Origin of the sequence: 'Nostoc azollae' 0708, from assembly GCF_000196515.1 — a bacterium.
Classification (GTDB): domain Bacteria; phylum Cyanobacteriota; class Cyanobacteriia; order Cyanobacteriales; family Nostocaceae; genus Trichormus_B; species Trichormus_B azollae.
Map to the genome: position 1 here is coordinate 3,649,214 of NC_014248.1, position 18,279 is coordinate 3,667,492.

At 37.6% G+C, this 18,279-nt stretch carries 17 protein-coding genes and 3 pseudogenes; 9 read left to right on the plus strand and 11 right to left on the minus strand.

Going from position 1 to position 18,279, the window contains the following annotated elements:
* Position 1: 1 nt before the first annotated feature.
* The 4 genes from AAZO_RS17075 to AAZO_RS32870 all read right to left on the minus strand — a co-directional run bounded on the left by AAZO_RS17075 (position 2) and on the right by AAZO_RS32870 (position 2,260).
* Positions 2-193: an SET domain-containing protein gene (locus AAZO_RS17075; protein WP_013192184.1), complete on the minus strand. Its 192-nt coding sequence runs from the start codon at positions 191-193 to the stop codon at positions 2-4.
* 189 nt (positions 194-382) lie between these two features.
* A complete protein-coding gene (locus AAZO_RS17080; protein WP_013192185.1) occupies positions 383-1,387 on the minus strand; it encodes a WD40 repeat domain-containing protein in 1,005 nt (334 codons plus the stop codon).
* A gap of 96 nt (positions 1,388-1,483) precedes the next feature.
* Positions 1,484-1,777, minus strand: coding sequence for a hypothetical protein (locus AAZO_RS17085; RefSeq protein WP_013192186.1), 294 nt, complete (start codon positions 1,775-1,777; stop codon positions 1,484-1,486).
* Positions 1,778-2,089: 312 nt separating this feature from the next.
* Positions 2,090-2,260 (minus strand): chlorophyll a/b-binding protein, encoded by a 171-nt coding sequence (locus AAZO_RS32870; RefSeq protein ID WP_013192187.1) that lies wholly within the window; start codon positions 2,258-2,260, stop codon positions 2,090-2,092.
* A gap of 365 nt (positions 2,261-2,625) precedes the next feature.
* Here AAZO_RS32870 and ald point away from each other — a divergent pair, with 365 nt between their 5' ends.
* The 4 genes and pseudogenes from ald to AAZO_RS39025 all read left to right on the plus strand — a co-directional run bounded on the left by ald (position 2,626) and on the right by AAZO_RS39025 (position 5,232).
* Positions 2,626-3,717 (plus strand): alanine dehydrogenase, encoded by a 1,092-nt coding sequence (ald, locus tag AAZO_RS17095; protein ID WP_013192188.1) that lies wholly within the window; start codon positions 2,626-2,628, stop codon positions 3,715-3,717.
* A gap of 138 nt (positions 3,718-3,855) precedes the next feature.
* Positions 3,856-4,455: pseudogene (dcm, locus tag AAZO_RS41570) on the plus strand (DNA (cytosine-5-)-methyltransferase).
* Between the two features lie 346 nt (positions 4,456-4,801).
* Positions 4,802-4,993 (plus strand): hypothetical protein, encoded by a 192-nt coding sequence (locus AAZO_RS39020; RefSeq protein ID WP_085940215.1) that lies wholly within the window; start codon positions 4,802-4,804, stop codon positions 4,991-4,993.
* A gap of 41 nt (positions 4,994-5,034) precedes the next feature.
* Positions 5,035-5,232 (plus strand): DNA cytosine methyltransferase, encoded by a 198-nt coding sequence (locus AAZO_RS39025; RefSeq protein ID WP_338027210.1) that lies wholly within the window; start codon positions 5,035-5,037, stop codon positions 5,230-5,232.
* A gap of 367 nt (positions 5,233-5,599) precedes the next feature.
* On the opposite strand, the gene AAZO_RS17105 is transcribed toward AAZO_RS39025, so the two are convergent.
* Complete coding sequence (locus AAZO_RS17105) at positions 5,600-6,892, minus strand: glycoside hydrolase family 10-like protein (protein ID WP_013192189.1); 1,293 nt, start codon at positions 6,890-6,892, stop codon at positions 5,600-5,602.
* Positions 6,893-7,602: 710 nt separating this feature from the next.
* Here AAZO_RS17105 and AAZO_RS17110 point away from each other — a divergent pair.
* Together AAZO_RS17110 and AAZO_RS39030 are read left to right on the plus strand one after the other, a co-directional pair.
* Positions 7,603-8,316, plus strand: a complete 714-nt coding sequence (locus AAZO_RS17110; RefSeq protein ID WP_013192192.1) for a GDSL-type esterase/lipase family protein — start codon at positions 7,603-7,605, stop codon at positions 8,314-8,316.
* 51 nt (positions 8,317-8,367) lie between these two features.
* Positions 8,368-8,801, plus strand: a pseudogene (locus AAZO_RS39030) (hypothetical protein).
* A gap of 266 nt (positions 8,802-9,067) precedes the next feature.
* On the opposite strand, the gene nfi reads toward AAZO_RS39030, so the two are convergent.
* A complete protein-coding gene (nfi, locus tag AAZO_RS17120) occupies positions 9,068-9,727 on the minus strand; it encodes a deoxyribonuclease V (RefSeq protein WP_013192193.1) in 660 nt (219 codons plus the stop codon).
* A gap of 146 nt (positions 9,728-9,873) precedes the next feature.
* Between nfi and recJ the strand changes: the two genes are divergently transcribed.
* From recJ to trpE, 3 genes are all read left to right on the plus strand, one after another.
* Positions 9,874-11,964, plus strand: a complete 2,091-nt coding sequence (recJ, locus tag AAZO_RS17125) for a single-stranded-DNA-specific exonuclease RecJ (RefSeq protein WP_013192194.1) — start codon at positions 9,874-9,876, stop codon at positions 11,962-11,964.
* Between the two features lie 181 nt (positions 11,965-12,145).
* On the plus strand, positions 12,146-12,562 hold the full coding sequence (locus AAZO_RS17130; protein WP_013192195.1) for a photosystem I reaction center subunit II PsaD: 417 nt from the start codon (positions 12,146-12,148) through the stop codon (positions 12,560-12,562).
* Positions 12,563-12,725: 163 nt separating this feature from the next.
* A complete protein-coding gene (gene trpE, locus AAZO_RS17135) occupies positions 12,726-14,237 on the plus strand; it encodes an anthranilate synthase component I (RefSeq protein ID WP_013192196.1) in 1,512 nt (503 codons plus the stop codon).
* A gap of 32 nt (positions 14,238-14,269) precedes the next feature.
* Here the strand turns inward: trpE and AAZO_RS17140 are convergent.
* The 5 genes and pseudogenes from AAZO_RS17140 to AAZO_RS17160 form a co-directional block, all read right to left on the minus strand.
* Positions 14,270-14,858: pseudogene (locus AAZO_RS17140) on the minus strand (MiaE family protein).
* Positions 14,859-15,025: 167 nt separating this feature from the next.
* A complete protein-coding gene (locus tag AAZO_RS41575) occupies positions 15,026-15,154 on the minus strand; it encodes a hypothetical protein (RefSeq protein WP_013192197.1) in 129 nt (42 codons plus the stop codon).
* 575 nt (positions 15,155-15,729) lie between these two features.
* Positions 15,730-16,446, minus strand: coding sequence for an SDR family oxidoreductase (locus AAZO_RS17150; protein WP_013192199.1), 717 nt, complete (start codon positions 16,444-16,446; stop codon positions 15,730-15,732).
* A 29-nt stretch (positions 16,447-16,475) separates the two neighbouring features.
* Positions 16,476-17,246, minus strand: coding sequence for an SDR family oxidoreductase (locus AAZO_RS17155; protein WP_013192200.1), 771 nt, complete (start codon positions 17,244-17,246; stop codon positions 16,476-16,478).
* A 186-nt stretch (positions 17,247-17,432) separates the two neighbouring features.
* Positions 17,433-18,242, minus strand: coding sequence for a Cif family virulence factor (locus AAZO_RS17160; RefSeq protein WP_013192201.1), 810 nt, complete (start codon positions 18,240-18,242; stop codon positions 17,433-17,435).
* Between the last annotated feature and the right edge of the window lie 37 nt (positions 18,243-18,279).

Consider the following 18,279-nt stretch of genomic DNA (forward strand, 5'->3'; position numbering starts at 1 on the left):
ATTAGTGTCGATTTGCAAAGGATTGGCTTCTTTCTCCTTTGGCTAATGCTTCTCTCAAGGAAATGACCTTACCTGTGAAAGTGAGAATAACTTCACCTTTACTCATGTTACGAGCAGCGAAAACTCCTATTCCAAAATCGCATCTATCAATATAAATACTGAGCAAAGTACTGTTAAAACTTTTAATTTTCACTTGGGGTTATAAAAATTTCATCAAGGTTTCACAATTACTTAGAATTTTAGCATCATAACAAGACGATATTAAATGCCATTGAGTATTTCAATAGAAATTTTGATATCAATTTTAAAATCTAAATCCATCGGAAAGATGGTTGACAAAACGTGATGGCTCAGGTGATTTATTCTAAGCTGGAATCATTATTTACTGCGTCTGCCAAATATTGATTTTTTGATCAAAACCACCACTAGCCAGGATTTTCCCATCTGGAGTAAAAGCGATCGCACTCACCCAATCCTTATGAGCAGAGAGTGTATTTTTTAAGTTTTCTGTAGTCAAATCCCACAATTTAATTCCATCTTTACCCGCACTAGCAAGGGTTTTGTCATGCAGATTGATAGCGAGCGCATTCACCCAATCTTGATGTCCTGTCAGAGTTTTGACCGCTTGACCATTGCTAAAATTCCAAATTTTAATAGTTTTATCCCGGCTAGAGCTCACCAAAGTTACCCCATCAGGTGTAAAAGCTAACCCAGTCACAACTTGATAATGTGCGTTTAACTGGCGGATTAACTTACCAGTCTGCAAATTCCAAAGTTTCACAACACCTTTATTATTACTACTAGCTAAAGTCTGACCATCAGGACTCATCGCCAAGGTATAAATGAGATGATCAAAGCGTACCAATGTAGCTAGAGGGCGCTGTTGTTTTAAATCCCACAAACGAATCCCGTCTAAAGCACCACTGATGAGAACTTTACTATCAGAGGAAACAGCTAAAGACAACACAGAACTATTATATCCCACAAAGGAACGACTAAACTCCAAAGTTTTGAGATTCCAAAGGTTAATTTTGTAGTCACTACCGCAACTTGTGAGGGTTTTACCATCTGGAGAAATCAAAATAGAGTCTACAGATGCTTGATGCGCTCTGTTAATCGTACCCAGCTTTTTGCCAGTTTGGGGATTCCAGAAGCGAATCATGCCTTCGTTTTCTGACCCACCACTAACCAAAAATTTGCTATTGGGGCTGAAATTGAGACATTTAAGGGTTGAAGTATGTCCTCGTAAAGTGTGAATTAGTCGAGGATTCACAAAACGTTTCGTGTTTAGAGAATTTGTGTTGATTTCAATAGCAGCATGAGCGGGGTGAGTATAAAAATCTTGTCCAATAGGGACTAAAAAAGCTACAACTCTTAGAAATGCCAAGCTCAGACAAGAGCGAATAATATTATTACTTACCCTTCTTCCCTCACTCTTGAGAGTTTTTCGTCACTTCTGAAAACGTCAGAAATTCAGGACTATCTACTGGCGTGGTCTTTTCTTGGATACCCTCATTGTTGGTAAAGGAGGACTAGAAGACTGAGAAGGTAAATAATGTTGGACTACAGGATCGTCTCGTAAAGGGGGTTGCTGCTGCATCTTCCATACCTTCAAGCACAGTGCTATTCCTGCCATTCCCAAACCAAAAGTAAATAATGACCAGCTATCATCTAAACCACCAATTAGCGCATCTACCACACCTATTGTCACCAATGCACTGATGATAGGTTCTTTCCGGTAGGCTGACTTCAAAAAACGAGGTAATACAGCGTTCATCACAGCTTACTTAGTTCCAATTAAATTTTTATATGAATTTACTCAAGTAGGCAACCGTAATATACCTTTCTGATCTGGGGCTATTAAGGTATCTCAGATTATAATTGTTCGGAGTAAAAACAGAGATATGGTAATTCACCCTCTGGTATGTGGTAATTTCCTGCCTAGAATAACATAGACAATCTGCAATATATCTAATAGCCACAGACGGTTCACTATTTGCTGAATAATACTGAAACCAGTTGGATACTCCAGCTGGTTTCAACTCTTCTAATTACTAGCTTACAACTGAAAACCAGCTTGCAGATGGAACTACTTCAAACCCAGCCATGCCAGTACACCTTGATTGGTGGCATATTCTATCACTACCATCAATATAAAGCCAATCATAGCAGCTCTACCATTCAAACGTTCGGCATATTCATTAAAACCAAACTTGGGTTCTTCTAATTTGGGGGTTACGGTGGGTTGTTGTTGTGACATGATCAACTATTCCTCTCTTCTGAACGGCAAAAGAATATTTACGGAGATTTTTCAACTCATTACAGGGGTTAGGCTTAAACAGTCTAATAGCAGCCTCTGGGAGAGAGCAATGCAAACCCTTGGTTTACAATTTTTAATTATTCTTTATCTATTGTAAGAAGACTGGGAGATTAGTCAAGTGAATGGTAATTGGTAATTGGAGACAAAAGGCAAAAGGCAAGAGATAATACATTCTTGTCCTCTGTTCCTTTACACCCTACACCTTAAATTCTAATTTTCTTCATTTTGAATTCATGAATACGGACGTGATGACATAAATACTGGCAATTTAGAGTCAATCAAAAACTATTAGAGGCTATAAATAAATGCAAATAGGCGTTCCTAAAGAAACTAAAGATCAAGAATTTCGCGTTGGTTTGAGTCCTTCTAGTGTGCGGGTATTAACAGAAATCGGTCATGGTGTTTCTGTAGAAACTAATGCAGGTAATAATGCGGGATTTACGGATGAGGAATACCGTAAAGCTGGCGCGAAAATAGTTAATACACCTGAATCTATCTGGAATCAGGAGATGGTTGTAAAGGTAAAAGAACCATTGATAACTGAGTATAAATTTCTGCAAAAAGGACAGTTGTTATTTACTTATTTGCATTTAGCTGCCGATCGCAAATTGACAGAACAATTAATAGATTGTGGCACTAATGCGATCGCCTACGAAACCGTAGAACAGCCAGGAGCAAACAGACTACCTTTGCTCACTCCCATGAGCATTATTGCAGGTCGGTTAGCAGTGCAGTTTGGAGCGAGATTTCTGGAACGTCAACAGGGGGGTAGGGGTGTACTTTTAGGTGGAGTACCTGGAGTTAAACCTGGTAAAGTTGTGATTCTAGGCGGTGGTGTAGTTGGTACAGAAGCTGCTAAAATTGCGCTGGGTATGCGTGCAACAGTGCAGATTTTAGATGTAAATGTTGAACGTCTATCCTATTTAGAAACCTTGTTTGGTTCGAGAGTAGAATTACTCTACAGCAATTCTGCCCACATTGAAACCGTCGTTAAAGAAGCGGACTTACTCATTGGTGCAGTGTTAATACCTGGACGAAAAGCACCAATCTTAGTATCTCGTCAATTAGTTAAACAAATGCATCCTGGTTCGGTACTTGTAGATGTAGCAGTTGATCAAGGTGGTTGTGTTGAAACATTACACCCCACATCTCATACTAACCCAGTATATATTGAGGAAGGCGTAGTACACTATGGCGTTCCCAATATGCCTGGAGCTGTACCTTGGACATCAACTCAGGCATTAAATAACAGCACATTACCTTATGTTGTCCAGTTGGCAAATTTGGGAATTAAAGCTTTAGATGTTAACCCAGCATTAGCTAAAGGTTTGAACGTCCAAAATCATCGTTTAGTACATCCTGCGGTGCAAGGAGTATTTCCTGATTTGGTAAATTAAAATCAACCCTAATTACTTTAGTTTGAAATCAAGGACACTTTGACTCAGCTTACTAACATAGGCTGAGTTTTTATCATCAGTGGTGTTATACTAAAAAATCCTATCCTCAGAATTAATTGGTAGTATGGGCTAACAAATATGAAAGCTGTTGATTCACAAACACCAAAACAAATAGAACTACCTGTACAATTAGTAACCTCTCCCAATGAATTCCAGTTTGTCGATTTATTTGCAGGTATTGGTAGATTTAGAATTGCTTTAGAAACACTAGGTGGTCAATGCTTGGGCTATTCTGAAATAGATAAACAAGCTATTAAAGTTTATCAGCAAAATTTTATCAGTCACTTCAACAAAGATGAGATTGAGTTAGGAGATATCACCAAAATTCGTGGACTTCCACCTCATGTTGATCTAATAGTAGGTGGTGTACCATGTCAACCTTGGTCAGTTGCGGGTTGCTTAATGGGTTTTGAAGATCCTAGAGGAAAACTAATTATGGTTTGATGTTATCCGGTTAGTTAATAAAAGTGGACCTAAGGCATTTCATTTATTTCTGAAAATATTAGCGGTTAAACAAGTCCTAAGAATCGAGATAATTTAGATTGAATTTTACAAAAATTGGAGCATATAGGAAATTGTGTTAAGTGGAAAGTCTTGAATGCTTACGATTTCGGTTTACCTCAAAATAGAGACAGAGTTTTCATTGTTGGAATTAGAACCGATATAGAGAGATGCTAAGAATACAATTTCCCTAATCCTTTAATCCTTTAAATATTCATCCTAAAGTTTTAGATATTTTATGTGAACTGAAAAATGTCAAACTTATTGAAAAAAAATTTAAGTTAGATCCATATACTTTATTTAAAGGTGTAATACTACCTTCAAGAACTCGATCTCAAAAAGCTAATGATTTTTGCATTTTTTCAGATTTAAGCAATGGACATACAACCATTTATTCTTGGGAAATTATTAAAACTAGTGATAGAGAAAAAACAATTGCCTAACTCTTCTCAAATATAGAATAAGTAAAAAATATGTAGATAAGGATGGTAATCCTTTATCTTTTACTAATTTTAAATATAAAATGACTGATATAGAGGTCAATAAATTAAATCAAGTTATTGAAAAAGGAATATTACGTTTAATTTATGAATTTGTTACTTCAAAAAATATGACGGGTATTAATAATATTAATAGGACTATATTACCTACTGCTGATATCTTCCCAACTTTAACTGCTACTAGTGCTAAAGACCATATCGCAGTCGTAATATAACTGTATCTCTTCATTGTAGTCATCCAGAAGAATATAAAAAGCTGTTCTTCAAGAAAATTTATCAACCTAAAAAATATATACCCATTACTGCAAAACACGCTTGTAAATTACAAGGATTTCCTGACAGTTTTGAATCTCATCAAAAAGATGAAATACCTAAAAAACAATTTGGTAATGCAGTTACTGTACCTGTGGTTTACTATGTAGCGAAAGAATTACTTAGGATTATTCATCTCTAAATTTGTTTGATAAAACATATCATGGGATTCTGCTGCATATACTATCCTATCTTAATAAAAATTTCTTTCAATTGATCAAATATATTGTCCTTGCCAGAACGAAAATTCCAAAATTGATTTTATACACATATATCTTTGGTAACATCTAAGGGAGAATTCGATAACTTACTTTTTTGATGTTCATACCAAGATTTCTAAACTTGTTTTAAATTAATTTAAAGAAAGCATTTCTATAACTTTACTTACGTTAACTTTAGCTAACACAAATAAAATCTACTTACATGAACTAAATAAAATCAAGGTTTTCAAATAAATCCATGTAGGTAAATTTTGCCTATGTAGCCTTCGTTTGTGACCAATTCCTAGTTTAATCAGGTGCTAATCGTAATGCAGGATATGGAAACAGACTTTGAAATCCAGAGAAACGCTCAGCTAATGGTTCTGGAGCCTTATTCCAAAGACTTTCATAATAAAAGAAAACCACACCTAATCCCCGCTTTTGTGCCGCTCTTACTTGCGATTTAATTTGTTGCATTGGCACAGGCTTAGTTCTTAATCCTGCCATGATTCCCACTCCAGTTGGAATTATTTCTTGTACTTCTTGTATTTCTGGACGAGAAATTTTGGTAGTAAAACTTTCCAAATTATCTCGATAAACTTGCACAACTAACTCATCAACTATGTTGGCTCGCACCCACTGTAGCCAATCTTGTAATTGAAATTTGTAAGCAAAATCGTAGTAATTTGGTGAAACTGAAAAAATACCTTTCGGTTTAATTTGTTTGATTCTTTGATTCAACCTGACCATGAAATCTGTGATTCTATCTGCCCTCCAACTTACCCACTCTGGGTCTTTTGGATCTGTTGGTGGATTCTTTTTAGTTTCTTGACGATATAAGGTAACTGTGTATTTATCGTAGCCAAATTCATGGGGTAAACTTGTATGATCATCAAACTGAATTCCATCAATATCATAATTGCTAGCCAGTTCTACCAACAAATCAGTGATAAACTGTTGTACTTGGGGATGGAAGGGATTTAACCATGAAACTTCACCAGCAGCACTAATAGAAGTTGTGGTACCATTTCGTTTTTGTGTGAACCATTCTGGTTTATTTAATGCTAGTTCTGAAGTTGGAGGTGCCATAAAACCAAATTCAAACCAAGGCACAACAAGTAGATTTTGATGATGGGCTTGATTAATTAAGTCTGCGAGAATATCATGTCCGTCTGAACCGCGAAAAACAAAAGGTTGAATATCTAAACGTTTGGCTACGTTGCTAGGATACATCACATAGCCAGAATTCCAAACTACGGGATAGATAGTATTGAAGTTGAGCTTTCTTAGTTGGGTGACAGCATCTTGAACTTTGGCACGATCTTTGAGGATATTAAGATCATTATTAGTTATCCACACACCACGAATTTCTTGGCGAGCCATTTGAGCAGTTACAGGAGTTAAACTATTTGTCAACAAAACTGTGACTAAGGAAATTAAAAACAAAAGCGGAAACAGATTTTTAAGTAATTTATGATGCCAATTTATTGTTTGCTCACGTTGCCAACCTAAAGACAATAAATTTAATTTCTCCTCTTGGGAGCATGTATGTTGTAAAAATTGATCCAGCCATCTAATCTTGTCACGGAATCTACTATTCATCTTGTTTAAATACATTAAAAGTGATTTGGTAGTTATTTATTCAATGCAGCAAACTGCACCTTGCTCTGAGGAAGCTCCCAGATAATGAGTAAATTTAAAATTGTTAACCTAGGCACTAATCTTGTGCCTAGGTTAACAATTTTTCTGGTTCAGGCTATGTCACCCTACCCTCTCAGAGGATTTTGCATTGACTCCACGGATAAATCTGGCGGATTTTACATTCAAAGAATGATTGCTGAAATAAATTTGCGGTAAATTTTTTAAGCTCATCTTTTTGTTTTTTAAGCCAATTTTTCTGTTATGTTCAGTATTGAGAGATATGAATTTTGTAACCGCTCAATCATTAGGGGGTAAACCGTTCAGAGACAACCCTCAAATGGCGCAAAAGCCTTTGTGATCTTCTAGTCCGCCCCGAATTGTTGAGCCCATGCGCATACTGAATTTTGTTAAAGCACAAATCATTTTCATCCCCAAATTAACGGTAAAATTTCCGAATAGCGAAGGTAATTTGATATTTTCAGACATATTTAATAATATCTTTATTTTTGGTATTAAAACAAGTGATATACTTATGTGATTATGTATGGGGTTTCTCTACCCCATACACCACTATTTTCAATAATTAAACAAGAAAAGATAAAAAGGATACCATACTATAGTGTAACAATGTGTTTAATCTTGTAAAAAGATCAACTATACTGCTGTTTAAAATGCAAACCTTGAAGCCTTCCTCCTCAATGCTGTCTGTAGCGCCAAAACTATGCCAGCCTTTAAAGGCTGTAGCCTTGGGAGATAGCTTAGTCTATGGATACGGTGATCCAGAAAAAGGCGGTTGGGTGGAACAACTGCGACGATGGTGGATGTTGCCAGATAGTGTTGGTCATGTACTTTATAATTTAGGTGTAAGGGGTGATCGCACACAACAAATTTCCCAAAGGCTAGAAATAGAATTTCGTCATCGCGGAGAAATACGCAACCAAGTCCCTGACCTGATTATCCTCTCTGTTGGCGTTAACGACTCACTACGCTTAAGTAGTCAAAAGGGTAAAAATTATACAGATTTCCCCCAATTTGAAACAGATATAGCCGCATTATTAGATCAAGCACAACAACTCTGTCCCGTGCTGTTTGTAGGCATGGTTCCCGTAGATGAAACAAAAATGCCCTTCCTTGATTGTTTATACTACAACCATGAGGATCAATACCGTTACAAAGAAGCTGCACGCCTAGCTTGTACACAACGGCAAATACCTTATTTAGATATATTTGACCAATGGATGCAACATAGTCCAAGCTGGAGAAATCAACGCATCACAGCAGATGGACTTCATCCCAATACTCTGGGTTATCAAGACTTGCTAGAAGCCGTCCTCAACTGGCCAGAATTATCTAAATACCATTGCCAGCTAGATTACCAACTCTGAAGAAAGGGTGTAGGGGTGTAATTCATCTTGAATTTTGAATTTTGAATTTTTATGACTCCCACTTTATTTGGTCGTTGGTAAACTCGATTATTACTACTTTTAACTGTTGGGTTTTTCGTGTCCATACCCTTTGCCATTGGGTTAATTGGCAAAACTTCCAACCCACTTTATTTTTGGATAATTTCATACATTGCTATCTTTGGTTTAGGTTGGGATGTCATTTATAACTATCTACAAAAATAATGTTAGGATAGAGACTGGCCAGCAGCTTATCAACTTTTTGCAGGGATTTGGGAAATGGTAGTTGTGTTTTGTGGCGTAAAATACTTGGTTTGTTACCTTTACCTATGCCCAAAGAACGATTATCACTAGCCTTATTTATATTGCATTATTCTGTAGTTTGCTTGTCAGTGTTTATTACTTCTCAAGGTTTAATGATAATTAAATTTCCTCGCTTGCGATTTCGGGGAGCACAGTGGCTGTGAATCAGTTATCAGTTACACCAATTGCAAATCAAAGAGGTAGAGAATCTAAATTGAAACCTAGATAGCAAGAGAGTTTGACTTCTGACTCTTAACTTCTGACTCCTGACTCCTGACTCCTAATCGTCACGAACAAATTTTTCAGCAAGCCCTATCTATAATTAATAATTAATTCAACTCCTTTGGGTGGGATTTCTAATATGATTGGTTTATATTTAACAAGTTTTGACAATTAACTTTAAATAAAAATGATCTGCCAAATCTATGCTTTATCTGTCAGATGCTAATTTATCAGCAATGCGGGTAGTTTCTGGCAACCGATATTTAGGGGTGCAGCATAATACATAGTCAATTGCTGTTGGTAAGCTGATACGATGGCCGCTGGAGATATATAAAGGTTTAACTCCGCTACGAGTTCGTAAAACTGCGCCAACGGTTTCATTCTGATGTATTAATGGTTGCCAACTACCTTTAGCTTCTGGTAATTCTTCATGCTTGCCAATTAGTAAGGATTTCGCTACCCCTATGATGGGTATATCTATTAATACTCCTAAATGACAAGCTATGCCTAATCGGCGTCGGTGAGCAGTTCCCTGACCATCACACAATATTATATCAGGTATAGTTTTAATCTTTTCTAAGGCATCAAGAATAGCGGGTATTTCTCGAAATGAAAGAAATCCAGGTATATAAGGAAATGATGTAGGACGATATGCTAGGCTAGTTTCCACTATTTGCAAATCAGGAAAACTCAGCACTGCTACTGCTGCACGGCTCATTTTATGATAAAAACCCACATCCACACCAGCAACGTGCTGAATGGGTGTGTTTAGTTTATCTGTGGTAATAACTAGATTACGCAGGGTTTCTTGAATAGTTCTGGCTTCTTCAACTGTTGATGGCCAAGTATGAGATTGATCAATCTTCATGATTTAATGTGTGATGAAAACTTTGCTGTTCCGAAATCGGTGCTGTCAAGTTTTTATTTTAATCTTTGAATCTATAAATATTTTCAAGTCTCAAGTATAGCAGGTGACAGGAAACAGGAAAGAGGGAACAGGAGAGAAAATCACCAATGACCAATGACCAAGCTAACAAAAGCTTACCTAATCAACGCTGGCAAATCGCGCTACATAATCCCGAATTAGCTGAAAATTTGGCAATTTTAACTAATTTATCCCCTATTATCAGTCAGTTGTTGATTAATCGGGGTATGGAAACACCAGAAGCAGTACAAAGATTTATAGACCCAGAGAGTTTAAGTTTACCTTCTCCTTTGGAAGAATTCCCAGATTTAGCAGTCAGTGTAGAATTATTGGCGAATGCGATCACTCATCAAGAGAAGATTGCGATCTGTGGAGATTATGATGCAGATGGTATGACTAGTACCGCATTATTATTGAGGACTCTCCGCGCTTTGGGTGCGGATGTAGACTATGCTATCCCTAGCCGGATGCATGAAGGTTATGGAATTAATAAACGCATTGTTGAAGAATTCCACGGTGAAGGGGTAGGATTAATTCTCACTGTTGATAATGGTATCTCTGCTTTTGAACCAATCGCTAGAGCTAGAGAACTCGGTCTAAAGGTAATTATCACTGACCATCACGACATTCCCCAAAAATTACCGCCAGCTAATGCAATCCTTAACCCGAAGTTAATAGCTGAGTCTTCACCTTATCGGGGTGTGGCTGGTGTGGGTGTAGCTTATATTTTAGCAGCCTGTTCAGCCCAACAATTGGGGGAACTTAAAGGTTTAGTTCAGCCAATGTTAGCTTTGTTTACATTGGGAACGATTGCAGATTTAGCTCCTTTAATTGGTGTAAATCGTCGTTGGGTGAAACGTGGATTAAAGCATTTAGCTAAATCTACTTTACCTGGGGTACAAGCTTTAATTCAAGTGGCTGGAGTGCAAGCAAGTCAAAAAATTCAAAATTCAAAATTCAAAACTCAAAATAATTCTGATTCCCAACATCTAAAATCTTTAAAGGCAGAGGATATTGGGTTTCGCTTGGGTCCACGCATTAATGCAATTGGGAGAATTGGTAACCCGCAGACTGTGATAGAATTGCTGACTACTGATGATATGGGATTAGCTCTAGAAAGAGCAATGCAGTGTGAACAAATAAATATCCAACGTCAGCAAATGTGCGAACAAATCGAACAGGAAGCGATCGCGCTGGTTGAAGATTTGTATTTAAACTTTTTGCAAAAAGACCGCGTATTAGTTGTTGTCAAAGATCATTGGCATCATGGTGTAATTGGTATTGTCGCTTCTCGCTTGGTAGAACGTTACGGTGTTCCTGTATTCATTGGCACTTATGAAGATGAAACTATGATTCGTGGTTCTGCCAGGGGAATACCTGAATTTAATGTTTTCGAGGCTTTAGAATATTCTCATGAATTACTCTGGAAACACGGAGGACATAAAGCAGCGGGTGGGTTTTCTTTACCAGCAGATAATTTACTGGCGTTGCGCTCGCGTTTATCTGAGTTTGCAAATCAGTGTTTACAACTCCAACACCTCAAACCACTGCTGAAAATTGATGCTCAAGCAAATCTCAACCAAATTAATCAGGAGTTATATCAACAATTAAATGTTCTCCATCCTTGCGGTATCGACAATCCTGATCCGGTGTTTTGGACTGCTAATGCACAAGTCATTGAACAGCAAATCGTTGGTAAAGGTCACATTAAATTGACTTTAGCCCAAACTATCGACAATCAACAGTATAAAATCAAAGCGATCGCCTGGCGTTGGCGCGACTATTTCCCCCTACCACCGCGAGTTGATATCGCTTATAAACTGAGAGAAAATAACTTTGGTGGTAACATCTCCATTGAAATGGAATTAATCGGAGTCAGACTGCCTCAACAGGTGGAACAATTATTTATTACACCAACCCTATCTAAACGTACCAACTTTGAATATAATGAGCGTCAATACACCTGTGGAATTTATCAAAATAGTGCTGGTTCAGAGTTAAGAATCAAAAATACTGAAGGTAAAGTATTAGTAATACAGCCAGAAAATAAACTGGGTCTGTTAGGTATAAATCGAGAAGATGCTAAAAAGGTTGACCTATCTCTACCCCAATATGATGGAATTGTTAAAGCTGCACTTCAGGCTTTGTTAGTGCTGAAGCAGGTGATAGGTGATAGGTGATAGTTGCTATCTTTATTCCCCATTCCTTTTCTTAACAGACATGATAACTGTTAAAACAAACATAACATGATCAAATCACTAAAAACTGTTACAGTCTATAACGTGATCGCAATATAAGTTAGGTTACGGTGTTAGTATGCCCTAAAAACGTTGAGAGAGAACCTTAACCTTATTTAACCTTATGGCAACTCTTACTGGACAAACCCCCCTATTTGGTGGTAGCACTGGCGGTCTACTTAAAAAAGCAGAAGTAGAAGAAAAGTATGCTATCACTTGGACTAGCCCCAAAGAGCAAGTGTTTGAAATGCCCACCGGTGGTGCTGCTAGAATGCTCAAGGGCGAAAACTTGCTTTACTTAGCTCGCAAGGAGTATAGTATCGCTTTAGGCGCTCAACTCCGCAAATTCAAAATCACAGACTACAAAATTTACCGGATTCTCCCCAGTGGTGAAACCTCTTTCATCCACCCTACTGATGGAGTCTTCCCTGAGAAGGTAAATGCTGGTCGTGATAAAGTTCGCCACGTACCCCGCAGAATTGGACAAAACCCCAGTCCTGCACAACTTAAATTCAGTGGTAAAGCTACTCACGATGCATAGTGTTTAGCTGATTGGTAATGGGTAAGAAAATAAACTTTTACCCATTACCGATTACTCGTAAATTATAGTTATTTCGCATCAAAATCAAAATATATATATAATCCTAAATTCTAAACGGCTGTATTCTGAACTCCTGAACTCCTGTATTCTGAACTTCTTATTTATGATATTCCCCGATTTCCAGCAATTTACAGAACTAGCAAAACAAGGTAATTTTGTCCCTGTATATCAAGAATGGGTCGCTGATTTAGATACCCCTGTTTCTGCTTGGTACAAGGTTTGTGCAGGTCAACCTTATAGCTTTTTGCTGGAGTCGGTGGAAGGTGGAGAAAAGGTAGGACGTTATAGTTTACTTGGTTGTGATCCGCTGTGGATTTTGGAAGCGCGGGGAGATAAAACTACTCAAACACACCGCGATGGTTCCCAGGAAGTTTTTACAGGTGATCCTTTTACTGTTTTAGCGGATTGTTTAGCACCTTATCACCCAGTAAAATTACCACAGTTACCTTCAGGAATCGGCGGACTGTTCGGGTTTTGGGGTTATGAATTGATTAACTGGATTGAACCGTGTGTACCAATTCATCCTCAAGATGAGCGTAATATCCCTGATGGGTTATGGATGCAAGTAGACCAACTGTTAATTTTTGACCAGGTGAAGCGAAAAATCTGGGCGATCGCCTACGCTGATTTAAGGAATACTGATAATTTAGCAGCAGCATATCAAAAAGCGAGCGATCACATCCAACAAATGGTGAGTAAGTTATCTTTACCTTTATCACCACAAAATACCCAACTTCCTTGGACATCTCCCCAAAATAAACCCAAAGCGGGAATGGAAGAATATATCAGCAATTTTACCCGTCCCGATTTTTGTGCTAGTGTGGAAAAAGCTAAAGAATATATCAAAGCAGGTGATATTTTCCAAGTCGTGATTTCTCAACGTCTATCCACAGAATATACAGAAAATCCCTTCGCTTTATATCGTTCCCTACGCCAAATTAACCCTTCACCTTACATGGCGTATTTTAACTTCCAAGACTGGCAAATTATCGGTTCTAGTCCTGAAGTTATGGTGAAAGCAGAACGAGATGAAGAAGGGGGAATAATCGCCACTGTCCGACCGATTGCGGGAACTAGACCCAGAGGTAAAACCACCCAGGAAGATGAGGCTTTTGCAGCAGATTTACTTCAAGACCCTAAAGAAGTTGCAGAACATATCATGTTAGTTGATTTAGGACGCAATGATTTAGGACGAGTATGTAAAAATGGCACTGTTAAAGTTGACGAATTAATGATAATTGAACGCTATTCTCATGTTATGCACATTGTCAGTAATGTGGTAGGGAAATTAGCGAAAAATAAAACGGCATGGGATTTATTAAAAGCTTGTTTTCCTGCGGGTACAGTTAGCGGTGCGCCAAAAATTCGCGCTATGGAAATTATCAATGAATTAGAACTAACCCGCAGAGGTGTATATTCTGGTGTCTATGGATATTATGACTTTGAGGGACAATTAAATAGTGCGCTCGCTATCAGAACTATGGTTTTACATAATCAAACTGTTACTGTCCAAGCTGGTGCAGGTTTAGTCGCTGATTCTGAACCAGAAAAGGAATACGAAGAAACTCTCAATAAAGCCAGAGGTTTATTAGAAGCAATTCGATGTTTGCGGTAAATTCAGTTACTCCCACGAATTCTAACTATGAATTAGCGATTGTGTAAGGTTGCTAATATTTCACTGTCCACAATCGCTAATTCATCCAATCGTTCCATCACCTTTTCTCGGTCAAAATAGGTATCAGCTAAAATCCAATATGTTCCAAAATGTCACGCTTGTGATGCCATTAAACCACGATATAATTTAGCTAATTCTGCTTCTGGACAGTTCGCAGCTAATAATCCTAAACGTTCATGACTGCGTGCTTCAATTAAACCCGTTACGAGTAAATTATCTAAAAATTGATCTGGTTCTTTTCTTCTAACTTGTACTTTTAAACCTGCACCGTAGGGAGGCGCTGATAGGGGTGGAAAGGGAATGTTGTGACGTTCCAACCATTGATTAACTAGTTCAAAGTGTTCTAGTTCTTCCCGTGCGAGCACTGTTAACTCCCTCACTCAGCATTTTAGCATTAGAGGGATAACGAAACATGAAATTTAACGATACACCAGCCGCCTTGCGTTCAGAGTGGGAGTGATGGAGTAAAATAATATCTAAATTTGTGCGCGCTTGCTCTACCCAAGCATCACTGGTAGGTTGTTTGAGAGCATTAATAGTTGGTAAAGGTGAACTCACCACAGGAAGAACCACTCCATATTAAAGAATTCAACTGCTTGATTTTAATTGTTAACGACTTAAATGGTAAACTCATTGAGCCAATTTTGCAAATCTTATTCCGTTGAAAAATCTAATAAAGTTTCTCCTAAAACTTCAATACTTTCAATTCCTAATTATCTCACTTGAGCTTAAAATTTAGGGTCAAGTTTACCTAATTTACGCTTGATTAAACGAACAATTAAATGTTTCTCTAGTTGAATTCCTTGATCAATACCCTGCTCAGTACCCTGTTCCATCCAACTGGTAACGATTTGCATAACTTTCTCCTATTCTTATTATTTAAATTAACTTAATGTGCTTTGAAATATCTATTCTTCTGACTAATTAAGCTTCAGATAAGTATCAATAAAACCTGAGATTAACTGCATTTTAGCAGGATTTAATTTTAAGGTCACTAATAACCGTAAACATTCTGCTTTCACTTTTGGTCTATCTGAAGGAGCTATATCCACTAATGTAGAACCTGCGCTTATTCCTGTTTTTGTGTTCGGAAACATGATTTACGAATTTATGTGTTACGCTAGTTCAATAACCCTTTGAAGCTCTCTTACCTTGGTAATCTGTCTATCCGTACGGGACGCTACGCGTTAGCGATACGGGCTTCATTTATTTCATACCTTGGATAAGTTATAAAATCAGATAAAAATAAACCTACACATTTGGGATGCTCCCTAGTCTACGAATAGACGCGAAGATTATCTACACTATAAAATCTCAGACTTCTAATCTCTTCTAGAGTTATTTTCAGAAATATGAGAAGTGTAAGAAGCTAATTTTTGAGATTCTTCAGATATCTGGGTATTATATTTCTCAAACTTGAGATACTTACCAATTACCAAGCTATGGGTTGACGATGTCGGAAAAAGTTACCCGTAGGACTTCCATCTGCAAGAGTTGCTAACCAGACAAGAGTATCAACTCCTTCTTCTGGGGTACGGGGTGCTGCTGAACCTCCGATATCAGTTTTTACCCATCCAGGACAAACGGAATTAACCAAAATATTATTGATTTGCAATTCATTTACTAAAATTCGAGTGAGAGCATTTAACGCAGTTTTGGAAAGACGATATCCAGTATATCCACCTTCCATATGTGTTAATTGTCCCATCCCAGAAGAAACATTAACAATTCGTCCATACTTTTGAGCTTTCATCAAGGGAAATAAAGCCTTAGTAACTCGAAACACACCATAAACATTGGTTTCCATTGTTTCTTGCAATATTTCTATTTGAGTATCAAAAATTCTATTCCCTTGATATCTCAAATCTAGAAAGATACCTGCATTATTGATTAAAACATCGAGTTTACCAAATTCTTTTTGAATGAAACATGCTAGTTTTTGGCAACTTTCATCACTGGTAACATCTAAAAGATGAAATGTGATACTCAATCCTTCATTTTGTAATGTTTCCGCTGCCTTTTGGGCTTTGGCTTTATCTCGACTGGTGAGAATTACATGATATCCATTGTTAGCTAATTGCCGAGATACTTCAAATCCTAAACCCCGATTTGCACCAGTAACAACAGCTAACTTTCTGGTGCTATTCATGGTAATATTCTCCTGAATAGAGAGGTTATTTACAACTTTCTATTTACTAAAGTTGCACTAGCTTGATCAACTGGCATGAGTATGACTTCGTTAATATTAACGTGAGTAGGTCTAGTGGTACAGAAAAATACGACATCAGCAACATCATTAGGGGTAAGGGGAGTAAGACCTTCATAAACCTTTTTAGCTCGTTCTGTATCCCCATGAAATCGTACTTCACTAAATTCTGTTTCTACCATTCCAGGGTCAACGGAACTCACACGCACACGAGTACCTAACAAGTCTTGTTTTAAGCCTTCAGAAATAGCTTTGACTGCGGCCTTTGTACCACAGTAAACGTTACCACCGGGGTAAGTTTGATGTCCCGCAATAGAACCGATATTAATGATATGACCTCGATTTCGTTTTACCATACTGGGAACTACGTAACGTGTAAGGTAGAGTAAACCTTTGATATTAGTATCAATCATTTCCTCCCAGTCTTGGAAGTCGCCTTCATATAGTTTATTTAAACCGCGACTTAAACCAGCGTTGTTGATTAAGATGTCGATTTTTGACCAATCGGGGGGTAAATTAGAAATAGCAGATTCGACGGCCGTGTGATCGCACACATCAAGTTGCAATAAATGGATTTTGTCATCTGGTAAATTTAAGGTCTTGGTAAATTCTTGCAAGCGATCGCACCGTCGGGCTGCTAAAATCAGTTTTGCACCAGCTTGAGCAAAGACTTTAGCGCAAGACGCACCAATTCCGCTACTTGCACCGGTGATTAATACGATTTGGTTGTTTACAGATATCATAAATTATATCACATTTGCATTATTACTAATAATACTTAGTTTATTTGATTATTACGCTTCTCAATCATCAATACCAATTACTACCCCCAATACAGATGATTGGTATTTAAACTAACATCATATTACATGTCAGATGTCAATTGTCATTTGTTGATTTACAAAGACTAATGACTACTGACTAATTTATTATTTTTTCACCACTAAACGCTGAGTAATCATTATCATGCCATCATTACGAAGAATAACAGCAGAAATCCATTGATGACCAGGTGTAGATGGTGCGCGTCCGGTTTTAAACAATCCACCAGCAGTGAGTAATTCTAAATTTACAGGTGTAGGATTAAGATATTTGGTGGATTGAATGGTTTCTTCCAATGCACTCCCCAACAGGAAATCATTACCCAATGGTTGTTGGACAATAGCATCAAAGCTATATCGCTGACCAACTTTAACCTGTTGAGGTAATTTAATTACTAGTTGGGGTGCTTTGTTACCAGAAGTAAGTTGAGTGCGTTCTGATAAAATTTCTTGACACACAATTTTTGTACCAGCAAGACGTTGACGGGAAGTAATTGTAGCCTTGAGAGCCAAATTATTGCTGTTACCAGAAGGTAAACCTGTAATTGTGGTGACAGTTTCGGCAATGATAGTATTGCCTTCGGATTTCCAAGATTGTAGGCGTGTGCTGTAGCGTAATTGGGGATAACGCTTCCAGAAAGATGTCAATGCTTGTTCCATAGTTTGGCGGTTTAAGCCATCGCCATGAGTGAAATTAGGACTGTAAAATTGCATAACACTGTTAACATCACCCCGATTAGAAGCTATATCAATTTGAGTCAGCAGGTTTTTCAGTGTTGCGGGTGCATTTTCTGGTGTAGCAGCTTGAGCAAATTGCTCATTACTACTGAAGCCGAGTGTCAGTAGGAACGAAACCAGGGAAATACCTAGAGGAAATGTTTTGTTGTGTTTCATTAATAAAGGAATAATGTTAGTCATTAGTAAGATTTTACTGATTTGCTCCCCAAAGGTCAGG